Origin of the sequence: Enterobacter sp. JMULE2 (assembly GCF_013337145.1) — a bacterium.
Lineage (GTDB): Bacteria > Pseudomonadota > Gammaproteobacteria > Enterobacterales > Enterobacteriaceae > Enterobacter > Enterobacter mori.
Genome location: NZ_SGWD01000018.1, coordinates 296037 through 322179 on the forward strand (window position 1 = coordinate 296037; position 26143 = coordinate 322179).

Consider the following 26143-nt stretch of genomic DNA (forward strand, 5'->3'; position numbering starts at 1 on the left):
CTTAGCCTCTGTGAGGGGAATGCAAATGACTCCATACACCAATGGTGTTGTCGTCTCCGTATATCCGATCCAGACCCTCCTGGTGGATACGGTCAGATTGTCTCGCCAGGTAGTTATCTTCCCAGAATTTAACGTAGAGTGAAGTTGTCTGAGGTGATGAATGACGCAAACGAGCCTGAACTTCTGACTCAACCTGGTCTCTGGTCATGACGGGTTCACCTGGATTCCTTGGATGGCTACCGGGATAAGTAAGTTGCATTAAAGCAATTGTCAGGTACGTGGCATAGGTTGAACGAAGATTATGAAATTTATGCGAAAATGTGGGCATCTTAAAGTCGATGCGAACAGCATTGCGGATTTCGCCCCAGCGGGCATTGAGCGAGTTTTCGTTGTATGGATCTCCCCGGTTATTCAATAATAACGGTGGATACTGACGAGCTAAGGAATCCGGGGTTAACTGGAGGTATTTTGACAAGCGTTTTCTGTATCGTGCGCTTTGCTTATAAGCGTATAACTGCCTCATCAACCAGACCGGTATTTTTATTTCACCTGACTCGCCGCGTTTAGTATGGCAATGATTACCAGGCCCAATCATTACGGTTATTGTGTTTTCATCTACAGAGGTTGGCTGAATCAGTGTGCTGCTAAACGTAAGCACCTCCATTCTTCGCATTCCTGTATATAAAGCGAGGTATATGGCTATTCGAATCTCAGGAGCAATAGTCTTTGGAATATATTTATCATTTATTTTAGTATAACTTCTTCCTTCTTTAAGAACGCCTAGCAAAGATTGTAACTCAGGTCGTTGTTCTTTCAGCAAAGGGCGTAAATGATTCGGGAGCCGGGATTGTTTTACTTTGTCACGTGCAGTAATTTTCAGGTCAGTTGTTTGAACCTTTATATAACGATTTATATGCCCCAGCATCCGCTCATCAGCAATATTAATCTCACTGAACTGGCATGGTGGTCGTTGAAACACATCACCATATCCCATCCAGTAGACATACATGCCGACAACGGCTCCCCGATAACTCTTTGCGGTAGAGCTTGCGAGTCGTCGTTTACCGCTCTGTGGGTCAACTTCATCATGCTGAGCCTGGAGATAATCACGGAACCGATAGAGAGGGCGCATGTGGCTTGCCCTTGGCATATCGCTCCAGGAAAGTTGTTCCCTTTCTAAAAAGGAAAAAAATAGCGTTAACGCTTTGGCAATACAGGAGAGATCCTGGTGCTTATCAACTGCTTTACAATGAATTAAATACTCATTGGCAGCGTTAATTGGGCGATCTTGTGAATCAAAGAGGAGGTACATATTTTTAAGATGTATGCCATCCTGGCCCCAGAATGTTAAGAGCTCACTATCTTTAGACAGGCTAAAGGCAGGTGTTGCCTCAATAAACATATCTCCGACGTTTAAATAACGTACAGGCATAGTAACCTCCCATCGATCCTAAGTTCATTTGAGTGTAGGAGGCTTTGCATCATTACTCGAAAAATTTTTGAGAGATCAAATGTGGGGGTTTTATCTGAGAGAAAAAGTGTGGGGGTGCCAGACATCCTGCCAGACGCCGTCTACGAGTTGTCCCATTTTTTACTCCTCCGTCAGATAGCAAAAGCGAGGAGATATCTCCTCGCTTTGGGTTCAATCAGTATAGCGTGCTTACCACTTCTTATTCAGAAGGCGGTCGATGCTGTATGCGCCTGGGCCAGTGATGGCCAGCAGCAGGAAGCCACCCGCGATGGTCAGGTTTTTCATGAACATCAGAGAGTTCACGCCTTCCGCAAAGTTGCTGTGGAACAGGAAAGCCGTCAGCAGGGTGAAGCCTGCGGTGAACAGCGCGGTGGTACGGGTCAGGAAGCCGAACAGCACTGCCAGGCCGCCGCCGAACTCAAGCAGGATGGTCAGAGGCAGCAGGAACCCCGGCACGCCCATGGCTTCCATATATTGCTGGGTACCCGCGTAACCGGTGATTTTTCCCCAACCTGCTACGATGAACAGAATTGGCATCAGAATACGTGCTACCAGTACACCAACATCTTCTAATTTTTTCATTTTACTCTCCAGAAAACCACATAAGCGGCTGAACTTTATTTGTCTGCAATTCCGGGTAGATACCGCGGCTCTGCTGTCGATGGAGAGGATAATAAACGGGGCGGGGGACAATTGTTAGCAAGGAAAACTGTCAATCTTTATCAAAGATATTGAGTAAGCGTGGGGAGGGATTTTTGCCGGGTGGCGGCTGTGCCTTACCCGGCCTACGGATAAAATGTAGGCCGGGTAAGGCACAGCCGCCACCCGGCAAGAAGGCTAGCGTAACTGCTGCTGCCGCAACGTTGCTTTCACCAGACGCCAGGCGCTCCAGGCACCAAAGCCGCGACGTGCCCAGCGGATCAGCATATTAGGATGACGAACCGTCCAGATAGCCATCACGCTGCTGCCCACCAGCGCCCAGGAACGCAGGCTCAGGAAGGTGTTCCAGCCCCGGTCGAACGGACGTGTTGCCTCGATCCAGTCGCGACGACCGGCGGACAGATCCAGCCGTTGCTGTTGGATCTGGCTTAGCAGATACGCTTTTCGCTTTTGACGTTCGGCTTTATCGCTCACGGCTTGTCATCCTCCAGCAGCGAACGATCGTTAGCCAGCTCCTGACGCGTGTGGCGCAGGAAGGTGGACCTGCGTGCTTTACGCATTGTCCAGATGCCGCCAATCAATGCCGCAACCAGTAACACCACCGTGGTGGCGATCATCGCGTTAAGACGATACTGCGGGTCGATAGCCCAGATGATTAATACCATCAGGCTCATCAGACCGAACGCGGCGAAGAGCATGGTGAGCCCGAGCATGAGCAGCATCTGGAAGAGATTGGCTTTCTCCTCTTCCAGTTCAACCACTGCCAGCCGGACGCGCGTTTCGGCAATGCCGACCAGCGTGGTTAATATACGCTGGCCGATACCGAGGACGTTATTAGCAGGCCCTTGTGCGTGACGAGGATCTTCCATAATCAACGACGCGTCAGCAGGACACCCAGCACTACACCAACGGCAGCGCCAATACCCACACCCGTCCACGGATTGTCGCGAACATATTCGTCAGCGCGCGCGGCGGCTTCACGGGTCTGTTTAGCTAACGCATCGCCGGTTTCACCGAGGCGATAACGGCTCTCTTTCAGCGCCTGCTCTGCTTTGCTACGAAGTTTGCTGACCTCTTCTTTCGACTTATCGGCAGAAGAGCTAAGTACCTCTTCCAGGGTGTCCGCCAGTGATTTCAGTTCAGCGCGCAGGTTTTCTGACGTAGTATCTTTTGACATGATTCTCTCCTGTTGAGATTTCCGTTAACTCAATAATCGCGAGCTTCCAGCGCTTTCAGGTCGTCCTGCGCTTCTTTCAACTTCTTCTCGCGCTTGGCAATTTTTTCCGCATCCCCTTTCTCTTTCGCTTCCTGCAGGTCTTGACGGCGCTCGGCTATCTCGTCCTTCTGTTCAGCGATTTTTTTCTGGTGATCGGCACGCAGCTTACTGTCGGAACAGTTGGCTTTCACTTCGCTTAACGCTTTCTTCAGGCCATCAACGCGGTGCTGATTGTTATGCTTTTCGGCATAGCCGATCTCGCGCTGAATATCCTGTTCTTTCTCCTGACAGAGAGAGGTGGCGTATGAAGCTGTGCTTAAAGACAAAAGGGCCAGAGCCAGGGTAATGCGGAATTTCATTATCGAAACCTTCCATTGTGTTACGGCGTGAGCCGTGATCCAGAACTATGCGGAGAACATCTGAGGGGTGCTCCGCGTACTTAAGCATAGTAAGTAAACGGCGTAATCACCAAAGTGAGTGAAAAGATTCGGAATCCTGGTAATTAACCAAACCGATGCGACGTATCGCGTAGCAGCGACATCCAGGAGGCAACATGGCTGTCGTCTTCCTGCTGCGCAATGATATAACCCTGCGGCAGCGTTCTGTCGAGCACGGCTTTTGCCGCTGCACTCTGCGCGCTGGAGTCAAATTTTATCAGCAGCACGTCGTCTTGCGGCGTAATGCTTTTAAAGCGGATCCCGTTGGCGTCCAGATGATGCCAGATGGAAAAACCATCCGGCACGCTGGCGCCCTGATTCACCGGACGTATTGCCAGCGTCGATTCCTGATGCTGCAGCGCAGCCCATGCCAGGATCAGGACGCTGAACATCATCAGCGCGATCATGGCGTAAGAGACGCGACGCAGGGCGAGCGGGGAGATAACCATGGTTAACCCCTGGCGCCGTATTTCTTTTTCCACAGGACAACCAGCGAGCCCACCAGGCCAAAGACCAGCAGGACCACCGGTAACAGCATCAGGCAGGACATCAACTGATCTTCATACTTCATGAAGACCGGGGTTTTGCCCAGCGCGTAGCCCAACGTGGTGAGGATCAGTACCCATAACAGGCCGCTCATCCAGTTAAAGAACTGGAAGCGGGTACTGCTCAGACCGGACAGCCCGGCGATGGTGGGCAGCAGAGTACGGACGAAGGCGATAAAACGGCCCATCAGCAGCGCCGAAAGCCCGTGCTTATGGAAAAGATGGTGCGCGCGCTGGTGGTAATGCGCCGGAAGATGCGAAAGCCAGTTTTGTACGATCCGCGTGTTGCCCAGCCATCGCCCCTGAATGTAGCTCACCCAGCAGCCCAGGCTGGCCGCAATGGTTAACAGCAATACGGTTTGCGGGAAGGCCATCGCCCCTTTCGCACAGAGTACGCCGACCAGCACCAGCAGACTGTCGCCCGGTAAAAAGGCGGCAGGAAGCAGTCCGTTCTCGAGGAACAGAATCATAAACAGGACAAAATAAAGCATGCCAATCATGGAAGGGTTGGCCAGCGTTTCGAAATCCTGAGCCCACAGGGCATTCAGTAGTTGGGTCAAAAGTTCCATTCAGTGTTCCTGGAAATCGGTTAACGTCACGCCTGTAATCCGGGAAAAACAGCACGGCGACATTGTTATGATTTCATTATGGTCGCTCGCGGACACATTGGTGTGTGGCCAACACTGTTCCCTGTTAATTGGCTGGTTAGCAAGCACTAACTTACAAAATAACGAAGTGAATCCAATTGTAACAAAGCCCGACGTTCTGCGTCACAGAATTTGCAGGGGTGAAGTGATTTTGGCGTAAGGCCTGGAAGGGAGCGAGGGATTTTACAAAGGCTGACACTATATATGTTTTGCTTACCCCTGTTCGCCATCAGGCGCAGCGAAGCGCCTGCCAGCAGAAAGGGAGACTATTTTGCCTGACTGGATGCGGTATCGAGATGAACCACGGGATTATCGGCAAAAAGATAGCGGTCAGCGTTAAATTCGAAGTCGTCGCTGGTCTCGTTGAACAACATCAGTTTGGTGTTTTCCAGGTGCTGCCACATTGCCAGTTTTGCCGCATGCGGATCTTTGCGAATCAGTGCCTTAAGGATTTGATCGTGATCGTCGCACCAGTTATCCACGGTGCGCGAATCGATATGATCGTGCAGTTTCTTCCAGTACGGGTTATGAACGCGCTGAGTCCACATTTTTTCCACGATTGCGGCCAGCGCCGTATTCTGCGTGGCCAGCGCCACCTGGACGTGGAACTGAAGATCCCATTCTGAATCGCGGAAACATTTTTCTTTACGCGCGTTTTCCTGGATCTCCATCAGCTTCATGATGTCCTGCTTGGTGACCTGCGTAGCGGCGAATTCGGCAATATTACTCTCGATCAGCTGGCGAGCCTGGAGCAGCTCAAACGGACCGTAGCTGGCAAATTCCAGATTTTCGTCCGGTGCCGGGGAGTGCTTTGCCTGGTTGGAGATCACATGAATGCCGGAGCCTTTGCGTACCTCAACGTAGCCTTCCACTTCCAGCATGATGATGGCTTCGCGCACCACCGTACGGCTCACGCTCTTTTCATCCGCAATAAAGCGCTCAGCGGGAAGTTTATCACCGACAAGATAGACGCCTTGCTCGATGCGATCTTTCAGCTCGGCAGCAAGTTGTTGATATAAACGACGTGGTTCGGTGATTTCCATATGCGCTCCAGGCAGGGTACGGCGGATGATTTGTTATACCACTTTTGCGAGCCAGTCTCCAGATTTCGCCATGAAAAAAGCCGCTACTGAGCGGCCTTTAAATGCCGGGTGGCGCTGCGCTTACCCGGCCTACGATTTTATTGGGTTTTGTAGGCCGGGTCAGGCGAAGCCGCCACCCGGCTCCCGGCACAACAATGCTAACTCTGCGTAGCCGGTCCCCCAAGGGACTCTTTCGCCAGTTCGTCTGCGGATTTACTTTTCAGCACCGTCCAGATAACCACCGCACCCATCAGGTCGAAGATAGCCAGCACCGCGAACAGCGGGCTAAAGCCAATGGTATCTGCCAGGGCACCGACCACCAGCGCAAACATGGTGCTAGCGGTCCATGCCGCCATACCGGTCAGGCCGTTGGCCGTTGCCACTTCGTTACGACCGAAGACGTCAGACGAGAGCGTAATCAGCGCGCCGGACAGGGACTGGTGCGCAAAGCCACCAATACACAGCAGGGCGATAGCCACATATGGGCTGGTGAACAGGCCGATCATGCCAGGGCCGATCATCAGCAGGGCGCCCATGGTGACGACCATTTTACGGGAGACAATCAGGTTCACCCCAAACCAGCGCTGGAACAGCGGTGGCAGGTAGCCGCCCACGATACAGCCCAGGTCTGCGAACAGCATTGGCATCCAGGCGAACATCGCGATCTCTTTCAGGTTAAAGCCGTACACTTTAAACATGAACAGCGGGATCCAGGCGTTGAAGGTACCCCAGGCCGGTTCTGCCAGGAAGCGCGGCAGGGCGATACCCCAGAACTGACGGGTGCCCAGGATCTGCCAGACGGTCATTTTTTTGCCGTTGTTGGTCTGATGCTGTGATTCCTGACCACCAATGATGTATTCACGTTCTTCTTCAGAGAGTTTTTTCTGGTCGCGCGGGTGTTTATAGAACACCAGCCACGCCATTGCCCATGCAAAGCTCAGTACGCCAGAGATAATGAACGCCATCTGCCAGCTGTGCATCACGATGGCCCAGACCACCAGCGGCGGCGCAATCATTGCACCAATCGACGAGCCGACGTTGAAGTAACCTACAGCGATGGAACGCTCTTTTGCCGGGAACCATTCGGAGCTTGCCTTCAGGCCCGCCGGGATCATGGCGGCTTCAGCCGCACCGACCGCACCACGCGCCAGCGCCAGGCCGCCCCAGCTGCCTGCCAGTGCAGTTGCACCGCAGAAAATCGCCCATGCTACGGCGAAGAAGGCATAGCCGATTTTGGTACCCAGAATATCCAGAACATAGCCTGCAACAGGCTGCATGATGGTATAAGCCGCGGAATAAGCCGCAATGATGTAGGAGTATTGCTGCGTGGTGATGTGCAACTCTTCCATCAACGTTGGAGCCGCTGCTGCCACTGTGTTACGCGTCAGGTAGCCCAGCACGGTGCCGAGCGTCACCAGTGCGATCATATACCAACGTAACCCTTTAATTTTACGCATGTAAAACCTCATCGTTATGTTATTTCCGTGCCAGAACACGGTAACAACTCAACCGTTGCCGGGAGTTGTTCAGTAACGGGAGGGGCATAACCGGGAGATGTCCCGGAACGGCCCGAACCTTGCCATAAGTCATCGTGCATAAGTCGGTTTCCGTACCGTTAAATCTGATGTTCTTGACACCAGCAATGCATTCCGTCGGCGTAGTGTTTGCGACGGCGAAACGATAACTTGTCATACAACTTTAAAAGGTGAGTGACATCACAAATGTGTGAATCTTTGTAGGGATATTCCGCGGTGCGAGCAAAGCCAGCATTGGCGCGGTCTGTGAGAGGGTTTACTCCATTTGGGGTAATTTTTTTGTCGACGTTTATTGATCTGACTCACGAAAAAAACTTCGGCGGGTGGAAATTGGTGTGATAACTTTGCAGCATATGAACATACGCTTTCTGACGCTCCCGTAATGAGGAAGACGATAATGACGCCGTTTATGACCGACGATTTTCTGTTAGATACCGAATTTGCTCGCCGCCTGTACCACGACTACGCAAAGGACCAGCCGATTTTCGACTACCACTGCCATTTACCGCCGCAGCAGGTTGCCGAAAATTACCGATTCAAAAACCTGTATGATATCTGGCTGAAGGGTGACCACTATAAATGGCGCGCGATGCGCACCAACGGCGTCGCTGAGCGCCTGTGCACCGGCGATGCCACCGATCGCGAGAAGTTTGACGCCTGGGCGGCCACCGTTCCGCATACCATCGGCAACCCGCTATACCACTGGACGCATCTTGAACTGCGTCGTCCGTTTGGTATCACCGGTAAACTGCTTTCTCCCGCGACTGCGGATGAAATCTGGGATCAATGCAACGCGCTGCTGGCGCAGGAACAGTTCTCCGCACGCGGCATTATGAAGCAGATGAACGTGAAGATGGTCGGCACCACCGACGATCCTGTCGATTCGCTCGAGCACCACGCCGTCGTTGCGAAAGACACCTCTTTCGACATTAAAGTGCTGCCAAGCTGGCGCCCGGATAAAGCCTTCAACATTGAGCAGGCCACCTTCACTGACTACATGGCGAAGCTGGCGGAAGTGTCCGATACCGATATTCGTCGTTTTGCTGACCTGCAAACCGCGCTGACCAAACGCCTGGATCACTTTGCGGCGCACGGCTGTAAAGTCTCTGACCACGCGCTGGACGTGGTGCTGTTTGCCGAATCAAACGAAGCCGAGCTGGACAGCATTCTGGCGCGTCGTCTCTCCGGCGAAGACTTGAGCGAGCACGAAGTGGCGCAGTTTAAAACGGCGGTGCTGGTGTTCCTCGGCGCGGAATACGCGCGTCGCGGCTGGGTACAGCAGTACCATATCGGCGCGCTGCGTAATAACAACCAGCGCCAGTTCAAACTGATCGGTGCGGATGTGGGCTTCGACTCCATCAACGACCGTCCGCTGGCGGAAGAGCTGTCCAAACTGCTGAGCAAACAGAACGAGCAAAATCTGCTGCCAAAAACCATCCTCTACTGCCTGAACCCGCGCGATAACGAAGTGCTGGGTACCATGGTCGGCAACTTCCAGGGCGAAGGGATGCCGGGCAAGATGCAGTTCGGCTCCGGCTGGTGGTTCAACGATCAGAAAGACGGCATGGAGCGTCAGATGACGCAGCTGGCGCAGCTTGGCCTGTTAAGCCGCTTTGTCGGCATGCTGACCGACAGCCGCAGCTTCCTGTCCTATACCCGTCATGAATATTTCCGCCGCATTCTGTGCCAGATGATTGGCCGCTGGGTGCACGCGGGCGAAGCGCCAGCGGATATCCAGCTGCTGGGCGAAATGGTGAAAAACATCTGCTTTAACAATGCGCGTGACTACTTCGCCATTGAACTGAACTAAGGCCGTCTGAGGTTGATATGCAATACATCAAAATCCATTCGCTGGATAACGTGGCCGTCGCGCTGGCGGATTTGACCGAAGGAACGAACGTCACGTTCGACGGTCAGTCGGTCACGTTGTGCCAGGCCATTGGGCGTGGACACAAGTTTGCCCTGATCCCCATTGCGAAAGGGGAGAACGTGGTGAAGTACGGTTTGCCCATCGGTCATGCGCTGGCGGATATTGCACCGGGTGAATATATTCACTCCCACAATACCCGCACCAATCTGAGCGATCTGGACGAGTACAGCTATCAACCTGATTTCCAGGCGGAAGCCGGACAGGCGGCAGATCGTGACGTGCAGATCTACCGTCGCGCCAGCGGCGAGGTGGGGATCCGCAATGAACTGTGGATCCTTCCGACTGTCGGCTGCGTGAACGGGATTGCGCGTCAAATTCAGACGCGTTTCCTGAAAGAGACCAATGATGCCGAAGGCACTGACGGCGTGCATTTGTTCAGCCATACCTACGGCTGCTCGCAGCTGGGTGACGACCACATCAATACCCGCACCATGCTGCAAAACATGGTGCGCCACCCGAACGCAGGCGCGGTGCTGGTGATTGGCCTTGGCTGCGAGAACAATCAGGTTGACGCTTTCCGCGACACGCTGGGGGAATTCGACCCTGAGCGCGTGCATTTTATGGTGTGCCAGCATCAGGACGACGAAGTGGAAGCGGGCGTGGAGCAGCTTCATCAATTGTATGACGTCATGCGCCATGACAAGCGCGAGCCGGGCAAGCTGAGCGAGCTGAAGTTTGGTCTGGAGTGCGGCGGGTCTGATGGTCTTTCAGGCATTACCGCTAACCCGATGTTCGGCCGTTTCTCCGACTACGTCATCGCTAACGGCGGCACCACGGTGCTGACCGAAGTGCCGGAAATGTTCGGCGCGGAGCGTATTCTGATGAGCCACTGCCGCGACGAAGAGACGTTTGAGAAAACCGTCACCATGGTGAACGACTTCAAACAGTACTTCATCGCCCATAATCAGCCGATTTATGAGAACCCGTCGCCGGGCAACAAGGCGGGGGGGATCACCACGCTGGAAGAGAAATCCCTCGGCTGCACCCAGAAAGCGGGCGCGAGCCAGGTGGTGGACGTGCTGCGCTACGGCGAGCGCCTGAAAACGCACGGGCTGAACCTGCTCAGCGCACCGGGCAACGATGCGGTCGCCACCAGCGCGCTGGCGGGTGCGGGTTGTCATATGGTGCTGTTCAGTACCGGTCGCGGTACGCCGTACGGCGGGTTTGTGCCGACGGTGAAAATCGCCACCAACAGCGAGCTGGCGGCAAAGAAAAAGCACTGGATCGATTTTGATGCGGGCCAGCTGATCCACGGCAAAGGGATGCCGCAACTGCTGACGGAGTTTGTGGACACTATCGTGGAATTTGCCAACGGTAAGCAGACCTGTAACGAGAAGAACGACTTCCGCGAGCTGGCGATTTTTAAGAGTGGTGTGACGCTGTAAATGTTATGTCGGGTGGCGCTAGCGCTTACCCGACCTACTAAACCCTGTAGGCCCGGTAAGGCGTAGCCGCCACCGGGCTTTTTTTACCCGCGCAATGCGTTCTTCGCTAAACGCGCGTCTTCCGCCTGACAGGCCGCTGCGGTGAACAGCACGTCGGTAGAGGAGTTCAGCGCGGTTTCGCAGGAATCCTGCAGCACGCCGATGATAAAGCCGACGGCCACAACCTGCATCGCGATCTCGTTCGGGATGCCAAACATATTACACGCCAGCGGGATCAGCAGCAGCGAACCGCCCGCCACGCCCGATGCGCCACAGGCACACAGCGACGCCACCACGCTCAGCAGCAGTGCGGTCGGCAGATCCACCGGAATACCCAGCGTATGCACCGCCGCCAGGGTCAGCACGGTAATAGTGATTGCTGCGCCCGCCATGTTCACGGTTGCACCCAGCGGGATCGATACGGAATACGTATCGCGGTCCAGGTTCAGCTTCTCCGCCAGCGCCATGTTGACTGGAATGTTCGCCGCCGAACTGCGGGTGAAGAAGGCGTACACGCCGCTCTCGCGCAGGCAGGTCAGCACCAGCGGATACGGGTTGCGGCGGATCTGCCAGAACACCAGCAGTGGGTTAATGACCAGCGCGACCAGCAGCATACAACCGACCAGAACAACCAGCAGTTGCGCGTAGCCCCACAGCGCGTCGAAACCGGTGGTTGCCAGCGTCGAAGAAACGAGACCAAAGATCCCGATAGGCGCAAAGCGAATCACCAGTTTCACCATAAAGGTCACGGCGTTCGACAAATCGTTGACCAGGTGTTTCGTGGTGTCGTTACCGTGGCGCAGCGCGAAGCCCAGACCAATCGCCCAGACCAGGATGCCGATGTAGTTTCCGTTCATCAACGCCGTGACAGGGTTAGAAACCATGCTCATCAGCAGGCCGCGCAGAACTTCCACAATGCCGGATGGCGGCGTGATATCACCGGCCGCGCTGGTCAGGTGCAGCGTGGACGGGAACAGGAAGCTAAACACCACGGCCGTTAAGGCAGCAGAGAAGGTTCCCAGCAGATACAGGAACAGAATAGGGCGAATGTTGGTTTTTTGTCCGTGCTGGTGGTTAGCGATTGACGCCATCACCAGCATCAGAACCAGTACCGGTGCGACGGCCTTCAGTGCGCCCACGAACAGCGTCCCGAGCAGTCCCGTGGCTTCCGCAGCGGGTTTTGACACCATCGCCAGCAGAATACCCAGTACCAACCCGACCAGAATTTGTTTTACAAGACTGCCCTGCGCCAGGCGCGCGAACAGACCGCGTGATTGTGTGCTCATACGTTATTCCTGAGTGAAATTGCGTTCCATCCTGGATGTGCTCTAAGTCACATTTGTGTCCGGATGTAAGTATTTGTTTGCCTGGTTGAGTATCAGGGAAAGCAGCGAAAGGCGGAAGCGTAAAATGCTGGATTTTACGTGTTGCGTCATGTTTTTTAACTATTGGTTAACGAAAATGCCGGGTGGCGCTGCGCTTACCCGGCCTACGGAGTGACGTTGTAGGCCCGGTAAGCGCAGCGCCACCGGGCAAAACGCATTAAGCCTGCTGCTTCTTATCGTGCTGGCGGTTAACCCAGGTATTGATAATCAGCGTCACGATCAGAATGCCGAACACCACGCCGAGCGAAATGGCGATCGGGATGTGGTAGAAATCGACGATCAGCATCTTGATGCCGATAAACACCAGGATCACCGACAGACCATACTTCAGCATCGAGAAGCGTTCTGCCGCGCCCGCCAGCAGGAAGTACATCGCACGCAGGCCGAGGATCGCAAACAGGTTAGAGGTCAGCACGATGAACGGGTCGGTAGTGACCGCAAAGATAGCCGGGATGCTGTCCACCGCAAAAATCACGTCGCTAAGCTCAACCAGGATCAGCACCAGCAGCAGCGGGGTGGCAAACAGCAGGCCGTTTTTGCGCACGAAGAAGTGCTCGCTCTCAATCTTGTCCGTCATGCGCAGATGGCCGCGGATCCACTTCACCAGCGGCTTATCGCCGATACCGGTATCGTCTTCTTTCGCCAGCGCCATTTTGATACCGGTGAACAGCAGGAACGCGCCGAAGACATACAGCAGCCATTCGAACTGGGTAATCAGCCAGCTGCCGGCGAAGATCATGACGGTACGAAGGACAATGGCACCCAGCACGCCGTACACCAGCACGCGACGCTGCAGGGCTGCAGGCACGGCAAAGTAGCTGAACAGCATCAGCCAGACGAAGACGTTATCAACCGCCAGGGCTTTTTCAATCAGATAGCCGGTGAGGAAGGCGAGCGCCTGAGGATCGGCCACCGCGCGGCCTTCGGTCGAGGCCAGATACCACCAGAAAGCGGCGCAGAAGAGGAGTGAGAGGGTAACCCAGACCAGCGACCAGACGGCGGCCTGCTTAACGCTCATGCCGTGCTCGCCACGACGACCCTGCAAAAAGAGGTCGATCGCCAGCATGATGAGCACGACAACCGCGAATCCGCCCCACAACATTGGAGTGCCGACAGAATGCATACTATTTTCCTTACACATAAAAAACAAAAACGGCCATGGTCAGAAGACGATAGCCGTTAGCTTTTTATGCATAGACCTCGCCTTCCGGCAAGGTCTCACTTACAACCACGAGGGTTGCCCGGCGACCGGATGCGTGTTTAACGCATCGTAATGACGATCCACCGGCGAAGAAGTTACTCCCCTTTGCAGGTAACAAAATATGTCAGACCATTGGTTTCGTCAATGGTCTGCACGGTTTCATTACACAGTTTTACGCGATAGCTTCCGCGCTCACGTCGTCTGCCGGAAACACCACGCCGGTCTGACGGCGGATCTCCGTTTGCAGTTTCGCCGTGGTGCGGCTCACCGCGAGGCCCGGGTGATTCACTTCGTTGTCTTCCACCAGACGGGCGAAGACCTCTGCCTCATAGAGCATAGTGTTAATATGCTGAGGCTGCGTCAGCTCCTGCGCTTTACCGCCGCGCGGCACAAAGCTCACTTTCTGACACTCGGAGATCTTCTCGATAACCAGCGCGCCCGCTTCGCCCTGAATTTCGCTCGGCAGCACCGAATCGCTCACCTTGGAGTGCTGCAGCGTCACGCTGAAATCGCCGTAGTCCAGCACCGCTAAACCGTGCGCATCCACGCCGCTTTCCAGCAGGCTGGCGGTGGCCGTTACGCCATGCGGCTCGCCCCACAGCGCCACGGCGGAGGCCAGACAATAGAAACCGATATCCATAATCGAGCCGTTAGAGAAGGCCGGGTTAAAGGTGTTCGGGTTCTCGCCGTCCAGGTAGCGCTGGTAGCGCGACGAGTACTGGCAGTAGTTGATAAAGGCTTTACGCACTTTGCCAATTTTCGGCAGGGACTGCTGCAGCAGCAGGAAATTCGGCAGGCTGGCGGTTTTAAACGCTTCGAACAGCACCACCTGGTTTTCGCGGGCAAGCGCAATGGCCGCTTCCACTTCCTGAATATTCGATGCCAGCGGCTTCTCGCAAATCACATGCTTTTTATGGCTGAGGAACAGCTTCGTTTGCGGGAAGTGCAGGGAGTTCGGGCTGGCGATATAGACCGCGTCAATGGCGTCGCTTTGCGCCATCTCGTCGAGCGAGGTGAAGAGATGCTCAACGAGGTAGTCGTTAGCAAAACTCTGCGCCTGCTCGAGGCTGCGGGAATAGACCGCGGTAAGCTTATATTTGCCGGTTTCGTGGGCGGCGTCGACGAACTGGCGCGTGATCCAGTTCGTTCCAATGACTGCGAAACGTATCATAAACGTTTACGTACTCCGTAGCGGGGAACCTTTAGCCACTGTAGCACGTCATCATGACAATTCGCGTGCGCTATTCCGCATTACTATTTAACGATAAATGCGTAAGCCATAGCCGGGTATCAAACTCCAGCTGGTGGTACTGCGGCTCCATGTGGCAGCACAGGGAATAGAACGCTTTGTCGTGCTCTTTCTCTTTCAGATGCGCCAGCTCATGGACGACGATCATCCGCAGAAAGGCTTCCGGCGCGTTACGGAAAACCGTCGCAACGCGGATTTCGGCCTTCGCCTTCAGCTTGCCGCCCTGCACGCGGGAGATGGCGGTGTGCAGGCCGAGCGCGTTTTTCAGCACGTGGATCTTGTTGTCGTACATCACCTTGTTGATCGGCGGCGCGCTCTTGAGATAACGGCTTTTCAGATCCTGCGTATACTGCCAGAGGGCCTTATCGGTCGCGAAATCGTGCGTGCCCGGATAGCGTTTTTCCAGCACTGCGCCGAGCTTCTGCTCGGCAATCAGGCTGCGAACCTGAGTCAGTAAATGCTCCGGATAGCCCTGGAGATAAGTAAGTTGGTTCATCAACGCCCCAAATCGACAATAAAACGGGTATACTCACGCACCCTTTTCAGGGATACGCCAAATTTTACCATTCAGGAGGGCCGATGAGCCACTTAGACAACGGTTTCCGTTCACTCAACCTTAAACGTTTCCCGGAAACGGACGACGTTAACCCGCTCATGGCGTGGGAAGCGGCGGATGAATATCTGCTGCAGCAGTTGGATGAGACTGAAATCCGCGGCCCGGTTTTGATCCTGAATGACGCGTTTGGCGCGCTGGGCTGCGCCCTGGCGGAGCACACGCCATACAGCATCGGCGATTCCTACCTGAGCGAGCTGGCGACGCGTGAAAACCTGCGTCACAACGACATCGAAGAGTCCAGCGTGAAGTTCCTCGACAGCACCGCGGACTACCCGCAGGCGCCGGGCGTGGTGCTGATTAAGGTGCCAAAAACCATGGCGCTGCTGGAGCAACAGCTGCGCGCGCTGCGTAAGGTCGTGACGCCGGATACGCGCATTATCGCGGGCGCCAAAGCGCGCGATATTCACACCTCGACGCTGGAGCTGTTCGAGAAAGTCCTCGGCCCAACCACCACCACGCTGGCGTGGAAAAAAGCTCGCCTGATCAACTGCACCTTCAGCGCGCCGGAACTGGCCGACGCGCCCGAGACGCTGAGCTGGAAGCTGGAAGGGACCGACTGGACCATCCACAACCATGCGAACGTTTTCTCCCGCACCGGGCTGGATATCGGCGCGCGTTTCTTTATGGAACATCTGCCGGAAAATCTGGAAGGTGAGATTGTCGATCTGGGCTGCGGCAACGGCGTGATTGGCCTGACGCTGCTGGCGAAGAACCCGGACGCCAGCGTGGTGTTCAGCGACGAATCGCCTATGGCGGTGGCCTCCAGCCGTCTGAACGTGGAAACCAACATGCCGGAAGCGCTGGACCGCTGCGAGTTTATGATCAACAACGCGCTGTCGGGCGTAGAGCCGTTCCGCTTCAACGCCGTGTTCTGCAACCCGCCGTTCCACCAGAAGCACGCCCTGACGGATAACGTCGCGTGGGAGATGTTCCACCACGCGCGCCGCTGCCTGAAAATCAACGGCGAGCTGTACATCGTGGCGAACCGCCACCTGGACTACTTCCACAAGCTGAAGAAGATTTTCGGCAACTGCGTCACCATTGCGACGAACAACAAGTTTGTGGTGCTGAAGGCGGTGAAGCTGGGACGTCGTCGTTAAGATTGTTTTGCCTGGCGGCGCTTCGCTTGCGCAGGCCTACGTAGTGTGCGGTCTGATGCCCGGTGGCGCTTCGCTTACCGGGCCTACAATGGCCTCGGACTCGTAGGCCCGGTAAGCGAAGCGCCACCGGGCGATGCAGTTAAATACTCAGCGCCAACTTCGTCCCCTGCGCAATCGCCCGCCGCGCGTCCAGCTCCATCGCCACATCGCACCCGCCGATCAAATGCACCGTTTTACCGGCTTCGCGCAGCGGATCCGCCAGATCGCGCTTCGGCTCCTGCCCGGCACATAAAATGACATGATCCACGCGCAGCAGCTGCGGTTCGCCGCCGATCGTGACGTGCAGCCCCTCGTCATCGATCTTCTGGTAGCTGACCGCCGGGATCATCTTCACCCCGCGTGATAGCAGGGTGGTGCGGTGGATCCAGCCCGTGGTTTTGCCCAGCCCTTCGCCCGGCTTGCTGGCTTTGCGCTGCAGCATCACGATCTGGCGCGGGCTTTTCGGCAGTTGCGGCCCTTCCGGGCGTAGCCCGCCGGACTGGCTCAGGCTGGTATCGATACCCCATTCCACGCAAAACTCGGCAATGTTCTGGCTGGTGGCCTCGCCCGGCTGGCTTAAGTACATCGCGGTATCAAAACCGATCCCGCCGCAGCCGATAATCGCCACCTTCTCGCCAACCGGCGCTTTGTCGCGCAAAACGTCCAGATAGCTCAACACCTTCGGATGATCGATACCCTCGATCGCAGGCAGGCGCGGTACGATCCCGCTTGCCAGGATCACCTCGTCGAAATCGATCAGATCCGCCGCGCTGACAAACTGGTTAAGCCGCAGATCGACGCCTGTAAGCTCGATCATCCGGCGGTAATAGCGCAGCGTTTCATAGAACTCCTCTTTGCCGGGGATCTGTTTGGCGATATTAAACTGCCCGCCAATCTCCGCCAGCGCATCAAACAGCGTCACGCTGTGCCCGCGCGAGGCGGCATTCACCGCAAACGCCAGCCCCGCCGGGCCTGCGCCCACCACGGCCAGGCGTTTTTTATTGACCGCCGGAACGACCGGCATTTTGGTTTCATGGCAGGCGCGCGGGTTAACCAGGCAAGAGGTCACCTTGCCGACGAAGATCTGATCCAGACAGGCCTGGTTACAGCCGATGCAGGTATTAATCTCATCCGCACGGCCGCTTTGCGCTTTGGAGAGCAGTTCGGCATCCGCGAGGAACGGACGCGCCATCGACACCATATCGGCATCGCCGCGTGAAATCACATCGTCCGCCACCTGCGGATCGTTAATGCGGTTAGTGGTGACCAGCGGAACAGACACTTTGCCCTTCAGCCTGCGCGTTACCCAGCTGAACGCCGCGCGCGGTACCGGCGTGGCGATGGTCGGGATGCGCGCCTCGTGCCAGCCGATACCGGTGTTGATAATCGTGGCACCTGCGGCTTCAATCGCCTGCGCCAGCTGCACGGTTTCGTCGAACGTCCCGCCGCCTTCCACCAGGTCGAGCATCGACAGGCGGAAGACGATAATAAAGTCCGCGCCCGCACGTTCGCGCACCGCGCGAACCACCTCCACGGCAAAGCGCATCCGGCGGGCATAGTCGCCGCCCCATTCGTCGTCGCGCTGGTTGGTGCGGGCGGCGAGGAATTCGTTGATCAGGTAGCCTTCTGAGCCCATCACCTCAACGCCGTCGTAGCCCGCCTCGCGGGCCAGCGCCGCGCAGCGGGCGAAGTCGTCAATCAATGCCAGGATCTCGTCGTGGGTGAGAGCGTGAGGTTTAAAGCGGTTAATCGGTGCCTGAAGAGCCGACGGCGCGACCAGGTTCGGCTGATAGCTGTAGCGTCCGGTGTGCAGGATTTGCAGGGCGATTTTACCGCCCTCGCGGTGGACCGCGTCGGTCACAATGCGGTGGTGCGGCAGCTGTGACGCATCGTTCAGGACCGCGCCGCCCTCCATGCCCACGCCGGAAGGGGCAGGGGCCACGCCGCCGGTGACTATCAGCGCCACCCCGTGGCGGGCGCGCTCGGCATAGAAGGCCGCCAGACGCTCGGCCCCGTCCGGATGCTCCTCCAGCCCGGTGTGCATCGAGCCCATCAACACGCGGTTTTTGAGTGTGGTGAACCCCAGATCGAGGGGGGCGAATAACGACGGGTAGCGGCTCATAGTCTCTTCCAGTGTAAAATTATTGTTATGTGGTCGGATGAGTTACTAATTTAGCCAGCGGCAGCGGAAAGGTAAAAGCGGGATCGAATGATTGTGATAGATCTCAAAGAACTTCCCCGGTGGCGCTGCGCTTACCGGGGCTACAAAACCGTAGGCCGGATAAGCGCAGCGCCATCCGGCGTTTTTTACGGCGCCGTTGCCCGCACCAGCCCCGGTGCCTGCCACATCGACGTCGTCAGCCCGCTGTCCACCAGCCCCAGCTGGTCGGCGTACACCGCCTGCCACTTCTGCATCATGCCGTCGTACAGCTCGCGGTGCTGCGGGTTCGGCGTGAACTCGCGGCTCCACTTCACCAGCCGCTCGCCCGTCGAGGCCATATCCGCAAACAGCCCCGCGCCCGCGCCTGCCGCAATGGCGCAGCCGAGCGCTGTCGCCTCTTTCACCTCCGGCACGCGCACCGGCAGCCCGGTGACGTCGCTTAATATCTGGCTCCAGAGTGCGCCCTTAGCCCCGCCGCCTGCAAACACCAGGCTCTCAAATGTCACGCCGGAAAAGTGCGAGATCTGCGCCAGGTTGCAGGCCGAGACAATCGCCGCGTTCTCTTCCAGGGCGCGGAACAGCGTCGCTTTGTTGCACTTTTCCGGGTCGATGGAGAGATTAATAAACGACGGTGCGGCGTGGTACCACTGCTTAAAATGCATCGCGTCGGAGAAGATCGGCATCACCCCGTGGGAGCCCGCCGGCACGCGGCTCGCCATCTCTTCCAGCAGGGAATAGGTGTCCATCCCCATCCGCTCGGCAATCAGCTTTTCCTCCGCGCAGAAGGCGTCGCGGAACCAGCGCATGGTCAGCCCGGTAAAGAAGCTGATCGACTCCGCCTGCGCCATGCCGGGGATAACGTGCGGGTTCACGCGGATGTTCATCTCGGGGTCGGTGCGCACCTGCGGCAGGTTTACGACCTGCTGCCAGAAGGTACCGCCCAGCACCGCCGTTTGCCCGGCGCGAACCACGCCCAGCCCCAGGCAGCCCAGCTGCACGTCGCCGCCGCCCATCACCACCGGCGTGCCTTCGCGCAGGCCGCTCTGCTGCGCGGCCTCTTTGGTGATAGCGCCCAGCACGGTGCCGGTCTCTTTCACCGGGGAGAGGATATCGGCGCGCAGGCCGGCCATGTCGAGCAGCGCCGGCCGCCAGTCGCGGGAGAAAAGATCCAGCATGCCGGTGGTGCCCGCGTTAGACGGGTCGACCGCCAGCTCGCCCGAGAGCTTCGCCGCCAGCCAGTCGCTGATCATGGTGATGGTGGCGGCCTTGCGGTAAATATCCGGACGATGGTGTGCCAGCCACAGCAGGCGCGGCATGGCGCTCAGCGCCAGCGTCTGGCCGGAAACCTCATACACTTCGGATTCAAAACGGTCGTCGTGGATCTCTTTGAGTTCGGCCACCTCGCGGCTGGCGCGGGCGTCGACGTTGGCGCAGGCCCAGATGGCCTCGCCGTTGCGGTCGTACAGCACGATCCCTTCGCGCATCGAGCAGCAGGCGACGGACTGAATATCCGCCGCGCTCAGGTCTGCACGCGCCAGCGCCTGATGAATACACTGGCAGGCCAGCCGCCAGTTGGTCTCGAGGTCGAACTCCATCGACCCCGGCACGTTCTCCACGCTCAGGTGCTTCCACTCGGCCTGGCCGACGGCAATCTGGTTGCCCTGTAAATCGAAAATCACGGCGCGAACGCTGCCTGTCCCTGCATCTAACGCTAAAAGGTAACTCATGAGCTTGCCTCATTGTTAGCGCAGGGCAGACTCTTATCCGGCCAGAGCCAGCACCGCGCGGGCTGTCGTCTCCTCCGTCACCAGGCCATTGATACGGCGGCCCTTCAGTGCGGCATAAATCGCATCGGCTTTCTCTTCCCCTCCGGCCACGCCAACGATGGTGGGCAGCTGCGCCAGTTCATCGAGCGTAACGCCCAGCAGTTCTTTATGGATCTCCAGCTCCTCAACGCATTCGCCCTCGGCATTGAGGAAATAGCCGAGAATGTCGCCGACCGCGCCTTTGCGGGCGTACATCAGCTGTTCACCTTCGCTGATATAGCCGGAGCGCAGTATCGTGGCGTCACGGCGCTGGTTCACCGAACCAATGCCGACTACCGCCACGTCGGCGGCGGTGGCGGCGAGGATCACGTCCCGCACGCTGGTCTCGCGTTTTAAGATCCCGGCCACCTCGGCAGATGACACGCGAAGCGGGGCGGGGATCATGCTCACGCTGCAGGCCGCGTCCAGCTGGCCGATACCGGTCATATAGGGCCCCACGCCGCCGGAGAGCGTCACCAGGCGGATCTGCTGCGAGCTGATAAAGCCGCTCAGGTGCTGGAGGCTGCTCATGGTGGTTTCACCAAACCCCACCGCCAGCAGCTGGCCGGGCTCCAGTACGCCCATCAGCGACTGCGCCGCGCCAATACCCAGCCGCACGTTCATCGGCGGCGTATTTAACGCCGGCATCACGCGCACCAGCTTCAGGCCAAAGCGCTGCTGTAGCTCGGTCTCCAGCGCCAGACAGCCCTCGTAGCGGGAGTTGATCTGTACGCGGATCACCCCGGACTGGCGGCCCTTATCCAGCAGGCGAGAAATCTTCAGACGCGGCAGCCCGAGCCGCTCGCCGATGTCGTTCTGGGTCAGCCCGTCGTGGTAATAGCACCACGCCACGCGCGCCACGAGTTCCTCTTCCGCCAGTGCCAGCCCGGCAAACCGTCCTTCTTCCGCAGTGCGTTTATCGCTCATAGTTGAACTCTTATAAAAATTTAGATCATATGTTCGTGATGGCGCGGAGGGAAAGTGTGAGCCACGCGACAAAACGGATCTTTTAGATCGTTTCTGGTTTATCTGTATCTCAATCGATAAAACTGTGATCCCTGCACGGTTGTAAATATAGTTCACCGTCTACGCTTTTGAACATTATTAAATCTAAAAATCATTTGTTCAATAGCGGAGCGATGATGACACCACTTCTCGACGCGCGAAATATCAGCAAGCAGTTCTCAGGCGTGCCGGTTCTGAAAGGCATTGATTTCACGCTGCTTGCGGGCCAGGTGCACGCCCTGATGGGCGGGAACGGCGCGGGAAAATCGACGCTGATGAAGATCATCGCCGGGGTGGAAACGCCGGACAGCGGTGAACTTTCTGTCGAGGGGCAGTCATATGCGCGGCTCACGCCCGTGCAGGCGCACAGGTTAGGCATTTACCTGGTGCCGCAGGAGCCGCTGCTGTTCCCCAACCTGACGGTGCGGGAAAACATCCTGTTTCGCCTGCCGCGCGAGCGCGATCGGGAAAAGCGCCTGGCGGAGAAGCTTCAGCAGCTCCAGTGCCAGCTGAACCTCGATGCCGCCGCCAGCACCCTGGAAGTGGCGGATCAGCAGATGGTGGAGATCCTGCGCGGCCTGATGCGCAACGCCAGGATCCTGATCCTCGACGAACCCACGGCCTCCCTCACGCCCGGCGAAACCGAGCGGCTATTTCGCCAGATCCGCGCCCTGCAGGCACTCGGCGTCGGGATTGTTTTTATCTCGCACAAGCTGCCGGAAATTCGCCAGTTGGCGAGCCACGTCTCGGTGATGCGCGACGGCGCGGTGGTGCTGAGCGGCGAAACCGCGCAGTTTGACGACAGCGCCCTGATCGCCGCCATGACGCCGGTAAGCCGCGATAAATCTCTCAGCGATACGCAGAAGCTGTGGCTGGCGCTGCCGGGCAACCGCCGCACCCAGCCGCAGGATTTCCCGGTGCTGCGGGTGGACGTTCTCACCGGGGAAGGGTTTATCGATCTCAGCCTTGAGATCTACGCCGGGGAGATCGTTGGCCTGGCCGGGCTGGTGGGATCCGGGCGCACTGAGTTTGCGGAAACGCTCTACGGCCTGCGGCCTGTGCGCGGGGGCCGCGTCTGGCTGGAAAATCAGGAGATCACCGGCGAGCCGGTAAGTTCACGTCTGGAAAAAGGGCTGGTCTATCTGCCAGAAGACAGGCAGGTGTCCGGCCTGTTCCTCGACGCGCCGATCCGCTGGAACACCGTGGCGCTGAACGAACCGTCTCTCTGGCAGCAGCGCAAGCGGGAGTCTGCGGTGGTGGAGCGTTACCACCGGGCGCTGGGGATCAAGCTTAACCATGCGGATCAAACCGTACGCACGCTCTCCGGCGGCAACCAGCAGAAGGTGCTGCTGGCGCGCTGTCTCGAGGCTAATCCTTTACTGCTGATAGTCGATGAACCGACGCGCGGGGTGGACGTCTCGGCGCGCGCCGACATCTATCAGCTGATAAAAAGCGTGGCGGCGCAGAACGTGGCGGTGCTGATGATCTCAAGCGATCTCGACGAGTTCCCGGGCCTTGCGGACCGGGTGCTGGTGATGCATCAGGGCGTGCTCAACGGAGAGCTGCCGCGTCACGCCGTCAGCCTCGACAAGATGATGGCGCTGGCGTTCGGAGGGCAATCATGAAGACCTTACTCAAAAACCGCGAGCTGAGCGCGTTTCTCGCCATTCTGGCGCTGTTCGCCGTGCTGGTGGCGCTGAACCCGTCTTACTTCAGCCTGCAGACGCTGGGGATGATCTTCGCCAGCGCGCAGATCCTGATCCTGCTGGCCATCGGTGCCGCGCTTGTGATGCTGACCCGCAATATCGACGTGTCCGTTGGCTCCACCGTGGGGCTGTCCGCCATCGCCGTGGGTGTAGCGCTGAACAGCGGCTACAGCCTGCCCGTTTCCATTCTCTTCGCGCTGTCGACTGGCGCGCTGGCCGGGGCGTTCAACGGGTTTCTGGTGGTGGGGGCTGCGCATTCCGGCGATTGTCGCCACCCTCGGCACGCTGGGGTTGTACCGCGGGGCGATGCTGCTCTGGACGGGCGGGAAGTGGATTGAAGGACTGCCGCAAGCGCTAAAATCCCTCTCTGAGCCTGCCGCCATCGGCATTTCACCGCTCGGAATAGTCGTGTTGATTATCGCGGCCACAGGCGCGTGGACGCTGTCGCGCACCGCGTTCGGTCGTGATTTCTACGCGGTGGGGGATAACCTCGCCGCCGCGCGCCAGCTGGGCGTGGCGGTGAACCGCACCCGCATGCTCGCCTTTACCCTCAACGGCATGCTGGCGGCCTGCGCCGGAATTGTCTTTGCCGCGCAGATTGGCTTTGTGCCGAACCAGACCGGCAGCGGGCTGGAAATGAAGGCCATCGCCGCCTGCGTGCTCGGCGGCATTTCGCTGCTGGGTGGCACGGGCACGCTGGTTGGTGCGCTGCTCGGGGCCTTCTTCCTGACGCAAATCGATACCGTGCTGGTGCTATTCAGGCTCCCGGCGTGGTGGAACGACTTTATCGCCGGGCTGGTGCTGCTGGGCGTGCTGGTGCTCGACGGACGTCTGCGCCAGGCGCTGGCGCGTCACCAGCGGGCGCTGAAGTATGGCCGCTTCCAGCCGGGCAACAGAGGGGGAAAGCACGTGACCCCTTTTCCAAAACGCAAAAAAGAGGTGGCGTAAATGAGGCTTAACTGGGAAAGCGCGCTGCTCATTTTACTGGTGCTGGAGATCCTGCTCTTTGGCGCCATCAACCCGCGCATGCTTGATATCAACATGCTGCTGTTCAGCACCAGCGACTTCATTTGTATTGGCATTGTGGCGCTGCCGCTCACGCTGGTGATTATCAGCGGCGGGATCGACATCTCCCTCGGATCGACCATCGGCCTGTGCGCCATTGCGCTGGGCGTGATGATGCAGGCGGGATGGCCGATGGCGGTCGCCGTTCCATTGACGCTGCTGCTCGGCCTGCTGTGCGGATTATTTAATGCCGCGCTTATTCACTACACCGGCATCAGCCCGCTGGTGATCACCCTCGGCACGCTCTACCTCTACGGCGGCGGCGCGCTGCTGCTCTCCGGCATGGCGGGGGCGACGGGCTACGAGGGCATCGGCGGCTTCCCGGACAGCTTCACGGCGTTCGCTAACCTCACGGTGTTGGGCATGCCGATCCCGCTGGTGCTGTTCGCGGTGATTACGTTTTTCTTCTGGCTGATTACCCATCGCGGGCGCTTTGGTCGTCACCTGTTTTTAATCGGCCAGAATCCTCGCGCGGCGCGCTATGCGGCGCTGTCGGTGAACGGCATGCCCTATGCGCTGTACGGCCTGGTGGGCGTGGCCTCGGCGGTTGCCGCGCTGGTGATGGTCTCCTATTTCGGCTCCGCGCGTTCGGATCTGGGGCGCGATTTACTGATGCCCGCGCTCACCGCCGCCGTGCTCGGCGGGGCGAATATCTACGGCGGGTCAGGTTCGGTTGTGGGTACGGCGCTGGCGGCGCTGCTGGTGGGCTACCTGCAGCAGGGTTTACAGATGGTCGGCATCCCTAACCAGGTGTCGAGCGCGCTGTCAGGGGCGCTGCTGGTTGTGGTGGTGATGGGACGTTCGCTGAGTCTGCACCGCGAGTGGGTGCGTTCTCTCTTTAGAAAACTATCCGGAGCGTAAGATGAAAACAAAACTGTTCGTCCTGGCAATGGCCCTCAGCTTCGCCTCGGCGCAGGCGGCGGACCGCATTGCCTTTATCCCGAAGCTGGTGGGCGTGGGCTTCTTCACCAGCGGCGGCAACGGCGCGAAAGAGGCGGGGAAAGATCTCGGCGTGGACGTGACCTACGACGGCCCGACCGAGCCGAGCGTCTCCGGCCAGGTGCAGCTCATCAATAACTTCGTCAACCAGGGCTATAACGCCATTATCGTCTCCGCCGTGTCCCCGGACGGCCTCTGCCCGGCGCTGAAGCGCGCGATGCAGCGCGGGGTCAAGGTCCTGACCTGGGATTCCGACACCAAGCCGGAGTGCCGCAGCATCTACATCAACCAGGGAACGCCGGAACAGCTGGGCGGCCTGCTGGTTGAGATGGCGGGCAAACAGGTCACCAAACCGAACGCTAAAGTGGCGTTCTTCTACTCCAGCCCGACCGTTACCGACCAGAACCAGTGGGTGAAAGAGGCGAAGGCCAAAATCGAGAAAGATCATCCTCAGTGGCAGGTCGTCACCACCCAGTTTGGCTATAACGATGCCACCAAATCTCTGCAAACCGCCGAAGGGATCTTAAAAGCGTATCCGGATCTGGATGCCATCATCGCCCCGGATGCCAACGCGCTGCCAGCAGCGGCGCAGGCGGCGGAAAACCTGAAACGCGAAGGGGTGGCGATTGTCGGCTTCAGCACGCCGAACGTGATGCGTCCGTACGTTGAGCGCGGCACGGTAAAAGCCTTCGGCCTGTGGGATGTGGTGCAACAGGGCAAAATTGCGGTCAATGTCGCCGATCGCCTGCTGAAAAAAGGCGATCTTAACGTCGGCGACAGCGTGGACGTAAAAGACATCGGCGCGCTGAAGGTCGAGCCGAACAGCGTGCAGGGCTACCAGTATGAGGCGAAGGGCAACGGCATCGTGCTGCTGCCGGAGCGCGTGGTGTTCACCAAAGAGAACATCAGCAAATACGATTTCTGA

Annotated in this window: 23 protein-coding genes and 1 pseudogene; 7 read left to right on the plus strand and 17 right to left on the minus strand. The window is 57.8% G+C overall.

What is annotated here, in order from left to right:
* Position 1: 1 nt before the first annotated feature.
* The 10 genes from EXW94_RS26055 to EXW94_RS26100 all read right to left on the minus strand — a co-directional run bounded on the left by EXW94_RS26055 (position 2) and on the right by EXW94_RS26100 (position 7515).
* Positions 2–1432, minus strand: a complete 1431-nt coding sequence (locus EXW94_RS26055; RefSeq protein ID WP_174341262.1) for a site-specific integrase — start codon at positions 1430–1432, stop codon at positions 2–4.
* A gap of 228 nt (positions 1433–1660) precedes the next feature.
* A complete protein-coding gene (locus tag EXW94_RS26060; RefSeq protein ID WP_010435893.1) occupies positions 1661–2053 on the minus strand; it encodes a DoxX family protein in 393 nt (130 codons plus the stop codon).
* A 255-nt stretch (positions 2054–2308) separates the two neighbouring features.
* Positions 2309–2605, minus strand: coding sequence for a YqjK-like family protein (locus EXW94_RS26065; protein WP_010435892.1), 297 nt, complete (start codon positions 2603–2605; stop codon positions 2309–2311).
* The gene (locus EXW94_RS26070) at positions 2602–3000 is read right to left on the minus strand and encodes a phage holin family protein (RefSeq protein WP_010435891.1); all 399 of its coding nucleotides are present in this window, start codon (positions 2998–3000) and stop codon (positions 2602–2604) included. Before EXW94_RS26070 ends, EXW94_RS26065 begins: the two co-directional genes overlap by 4 nt.
* A 2-nt stretch (positions 3001–3002) precedes the next feature.
* Positions 3003–3308, minus strand: coding sequence for a YqjD family protein (locus EXW94_RS26075; RefSeq protein ID WP_010435890.1), 306 nt, complete (start codon positions 3306–3308; stop codon positions 3003–3005).
* A gap of 29 nt (positions 3309–3337) precedes the next feature.
* Positions 3338–3706, minus strand: coding sequence for a DUF1090 domain-containing protein (locus EXW94_RS26080; protein ID WP_010435889.1), 369 nt, complete (start codon positions 3704–3706; stop codon positions 3338–3340).
* Between the two features lie 143 nt (positions 3707–3849).
* The gene (mzrA, locus tag EXW94_RS26085; protein ID WP_010435888.1) at positions 3850–4233 is read right to left on the minus strand and encodes an EnvZ/OmpR regulon moderator MzrA; all 384 of its coding nucleotides are present in this window, start codon (positions 4231–4233) and stop codon (positions 3850–3852) included.
* Between the two features lie 2 nt (positions 4234–4235).
* On the minus strand, positions 4236–4898 hold the full coding sequence (yqjA, locus tag EXW94_RS26090) for a DedA family general envelope maintenance protein YqjA (RefSeq protein ID WP_010435886.1): 663 nt from the start codon (positions 4896–4898) through the stop codon (positions 4236–4238).
* A gap of 344 nt (positions 4899–5242) precedes the next feature.
* Positions 5243–6019: a transcriptional regulator ExuR gene (gene exuR, locus EXW94_RS26095; RefSeq protein ID WP_010435883.1), complete on the minus strand. Its 777-nt coding sequence runs from the start codon at positions 6017–6019 to the stop codon at positions 5243–5245.
* Between the two features lie 197 nt (positions 6020–6216).
* Positions 6217–7515, minus strand: a complete 1299-nt coding sequence (locus EXW94_RS26100) for an MFS transporter (RefSeq protein WP_174341484.1) — start codon at positions 7513–7515, stop codon at positions 6217–6219.
* A 475-nt stretch (positions 7516–7990) separates the two neighbouring features.
* Between EXW94_RS26100 and uxaC the strand changes: the two genes are divergently transcribed.
* Both uxaC and EXW94_RS26110 read left to right on the plus strand, forming a co-directional pair.
* Positions 7991–9403, plus strand: coding sequence for a glucuronate isomerase (gene uxaC, locus EXW94_RS26105; protein WP_108416155.1), 1413 nt, complete (start codon positions 7991–7993; stop codon positions 9401–9403).
* Between the two features lie 17 nt (positions 9404–9420).
* Entirely contained in the window at positions 9421–10908 is a 1488-nt protein-coding gene (locus tag EXW94_RS26110) for a UxaA family hydrolase (protein WP_174341485.1), read from the plus strand.
* 83 nt (positions 10909–10991) lie between these two features.
* On the opposite strand, the gene sstT is transcribed toward EXW94_RS26110, so the two are convergent.
* From sstT to EXW94_RS26130, 4 genes are all read right to left on the minus strand, one after another.
* Positions 10992–12233, minus strand: a complete 1242-nt coding sequence (sstT, locus tag EXW94_RS26115) for a serine/threonine transporter SstT (protein ID WP_126815499.1) — start codon at positions 12231–12233, stop codon at positions 10992–10994.
* Positions 12234–12489: 256 nt separating this feature from the next.
* Complete coding sequence (locus EXW94_RS26120) at positions 12490–13455, minus strand: TerC family protein (RefSeq protein WP_174341486.1); 966 nt, start codon at positions 13453–13455, stop codon at positions 12490–12492.
* 250 nt (positions 13456–13705) lie between these two features.
* Complete coding sequence (locus EXW94_RS26125) at positions 13706–14704, minus strand: Gfo/Idh/MocA family protein (RefSeq protein WP_120158575.1); 999 nt, start codon at positions 14702–14704, stop codon at positions 13706–13708.
* Positions 14705–14774: 70 nt separating this feature from the next.
* A complete protein-coding gene (locus tag EXW94_RS26130) occupies positions 14775–15278 on the minus strand; it encodes a YgjP-like metallopeptidase domain-containing protein (RefSeq protein WP_047347756.1) in 504 nt (167 codons plus the stop codon).
* An 83-nt stretch (positions 15279–15361) separates the two neighbouring features.
* On the opposite strand from EXW94_RS26130, the gene rlmG reads away from it, so the two are divergent.
* Positions 15362–16498 (plus strand): 23S rRNA (guanine(1835)-N(2))-methyltransferase RlmG, encoded by a 1137-nt coding sequence (gene rlmG, locus EXW94_RS26135; protein WP_032640477.1) that lies wholly within the window; start codon positions 15362–15364, stop codon positions 16496–16498.
* Positions 16499–16637: 139 nt separating this feature from the next.
* On the opposite strand, the gene EXW94_RS26140 is transcribed toward rlmG, so the two are convergent.
* From EXW94_RS26140 to lsrR, 3 genes are all read right to left on the minus strand, one after another.
* Entirely contained in the window at positions 16638–18659 is a 2022-nt protein-coding gene (locus EXW94_RS26140) for an NADPH-dependent 2,4-dienoyl-CoA reductase (protein ID WP_174341487.1), read from the minus strand.
* 185 nt (positions 18660–18844) lie between these two features.
* On the minus strand, positions 18845–20425 hold the full coding sequence (lsrK, locus tag EXW94_RS26145; RefSeq protein WP_174341488.1) for an autoinducer-2 kinase: 1581 nt from the start codon (positions 20423–20425) through the stop codon (positions 18845–18847).
* Positions 20426–20458: 33 nt separating this feature from the next.
* A complete protein-coding gene (lsrR, locus tag EXW94_RS26150; protein ID WP_174341489.1) occupies positions 20459–21430 on the minus strand; it encodes a transcriptional regulator LsrR in 972 nt (323 codons plus the stop codon).
* Positions 21431–21645: 215 nt separating this feature from the next.
* On the opposite strand from lsrR, the gene lsrA reads away from it, so the two are divergent.
* From lsrA to lsrB, 4 genes and pseudogenes are all read left to right on the plus strand, one after another.
* On the plus strand, positions 21646–23133 hold the full coding sequence (gene lsrA, locus EXW94_RS26155) for an autoinducer 2 ABC transporter ATP-binding protein LsrA (RefSeq protein WP_174341580.1): 1488 nt from the start codon (positions 21646–21648) through the stop codon (positions 23131–23133).
* Positions 23130–24162 (plus strand): annotated as a pseudogene (gene lsrC / locus EXW94_RS26160) (autoinducer 2 ABC transporter permease LsrC). Before lsrA ends, lsrC begins: the two are co-directional and overlap by 4 nt.
* Complete coding sequence (gene lsrD, locus EXW94_RS26165; protein WP_063432331.1) at positions 24163–25140, plus strand: autoinducer 2 ABC transporter permease LsrD; 978 nt, start codon at positions 24163–24165, stop codon at positions 25138–25140.
* Position 25141: 1 nt separating this feature from the next.
* Positions 25142–26143: an autoinducer 2 ABC transporter substrate-binding protein LsrB gene (gene lsrB, locus EXW94_RS26170; RefSeq protein ID WP_042715406.1), complete on the plus strand. Its 1002-nt coding sequence runs from the start codon at positions 25142–25144 to the stop codon at positions 26141–26143.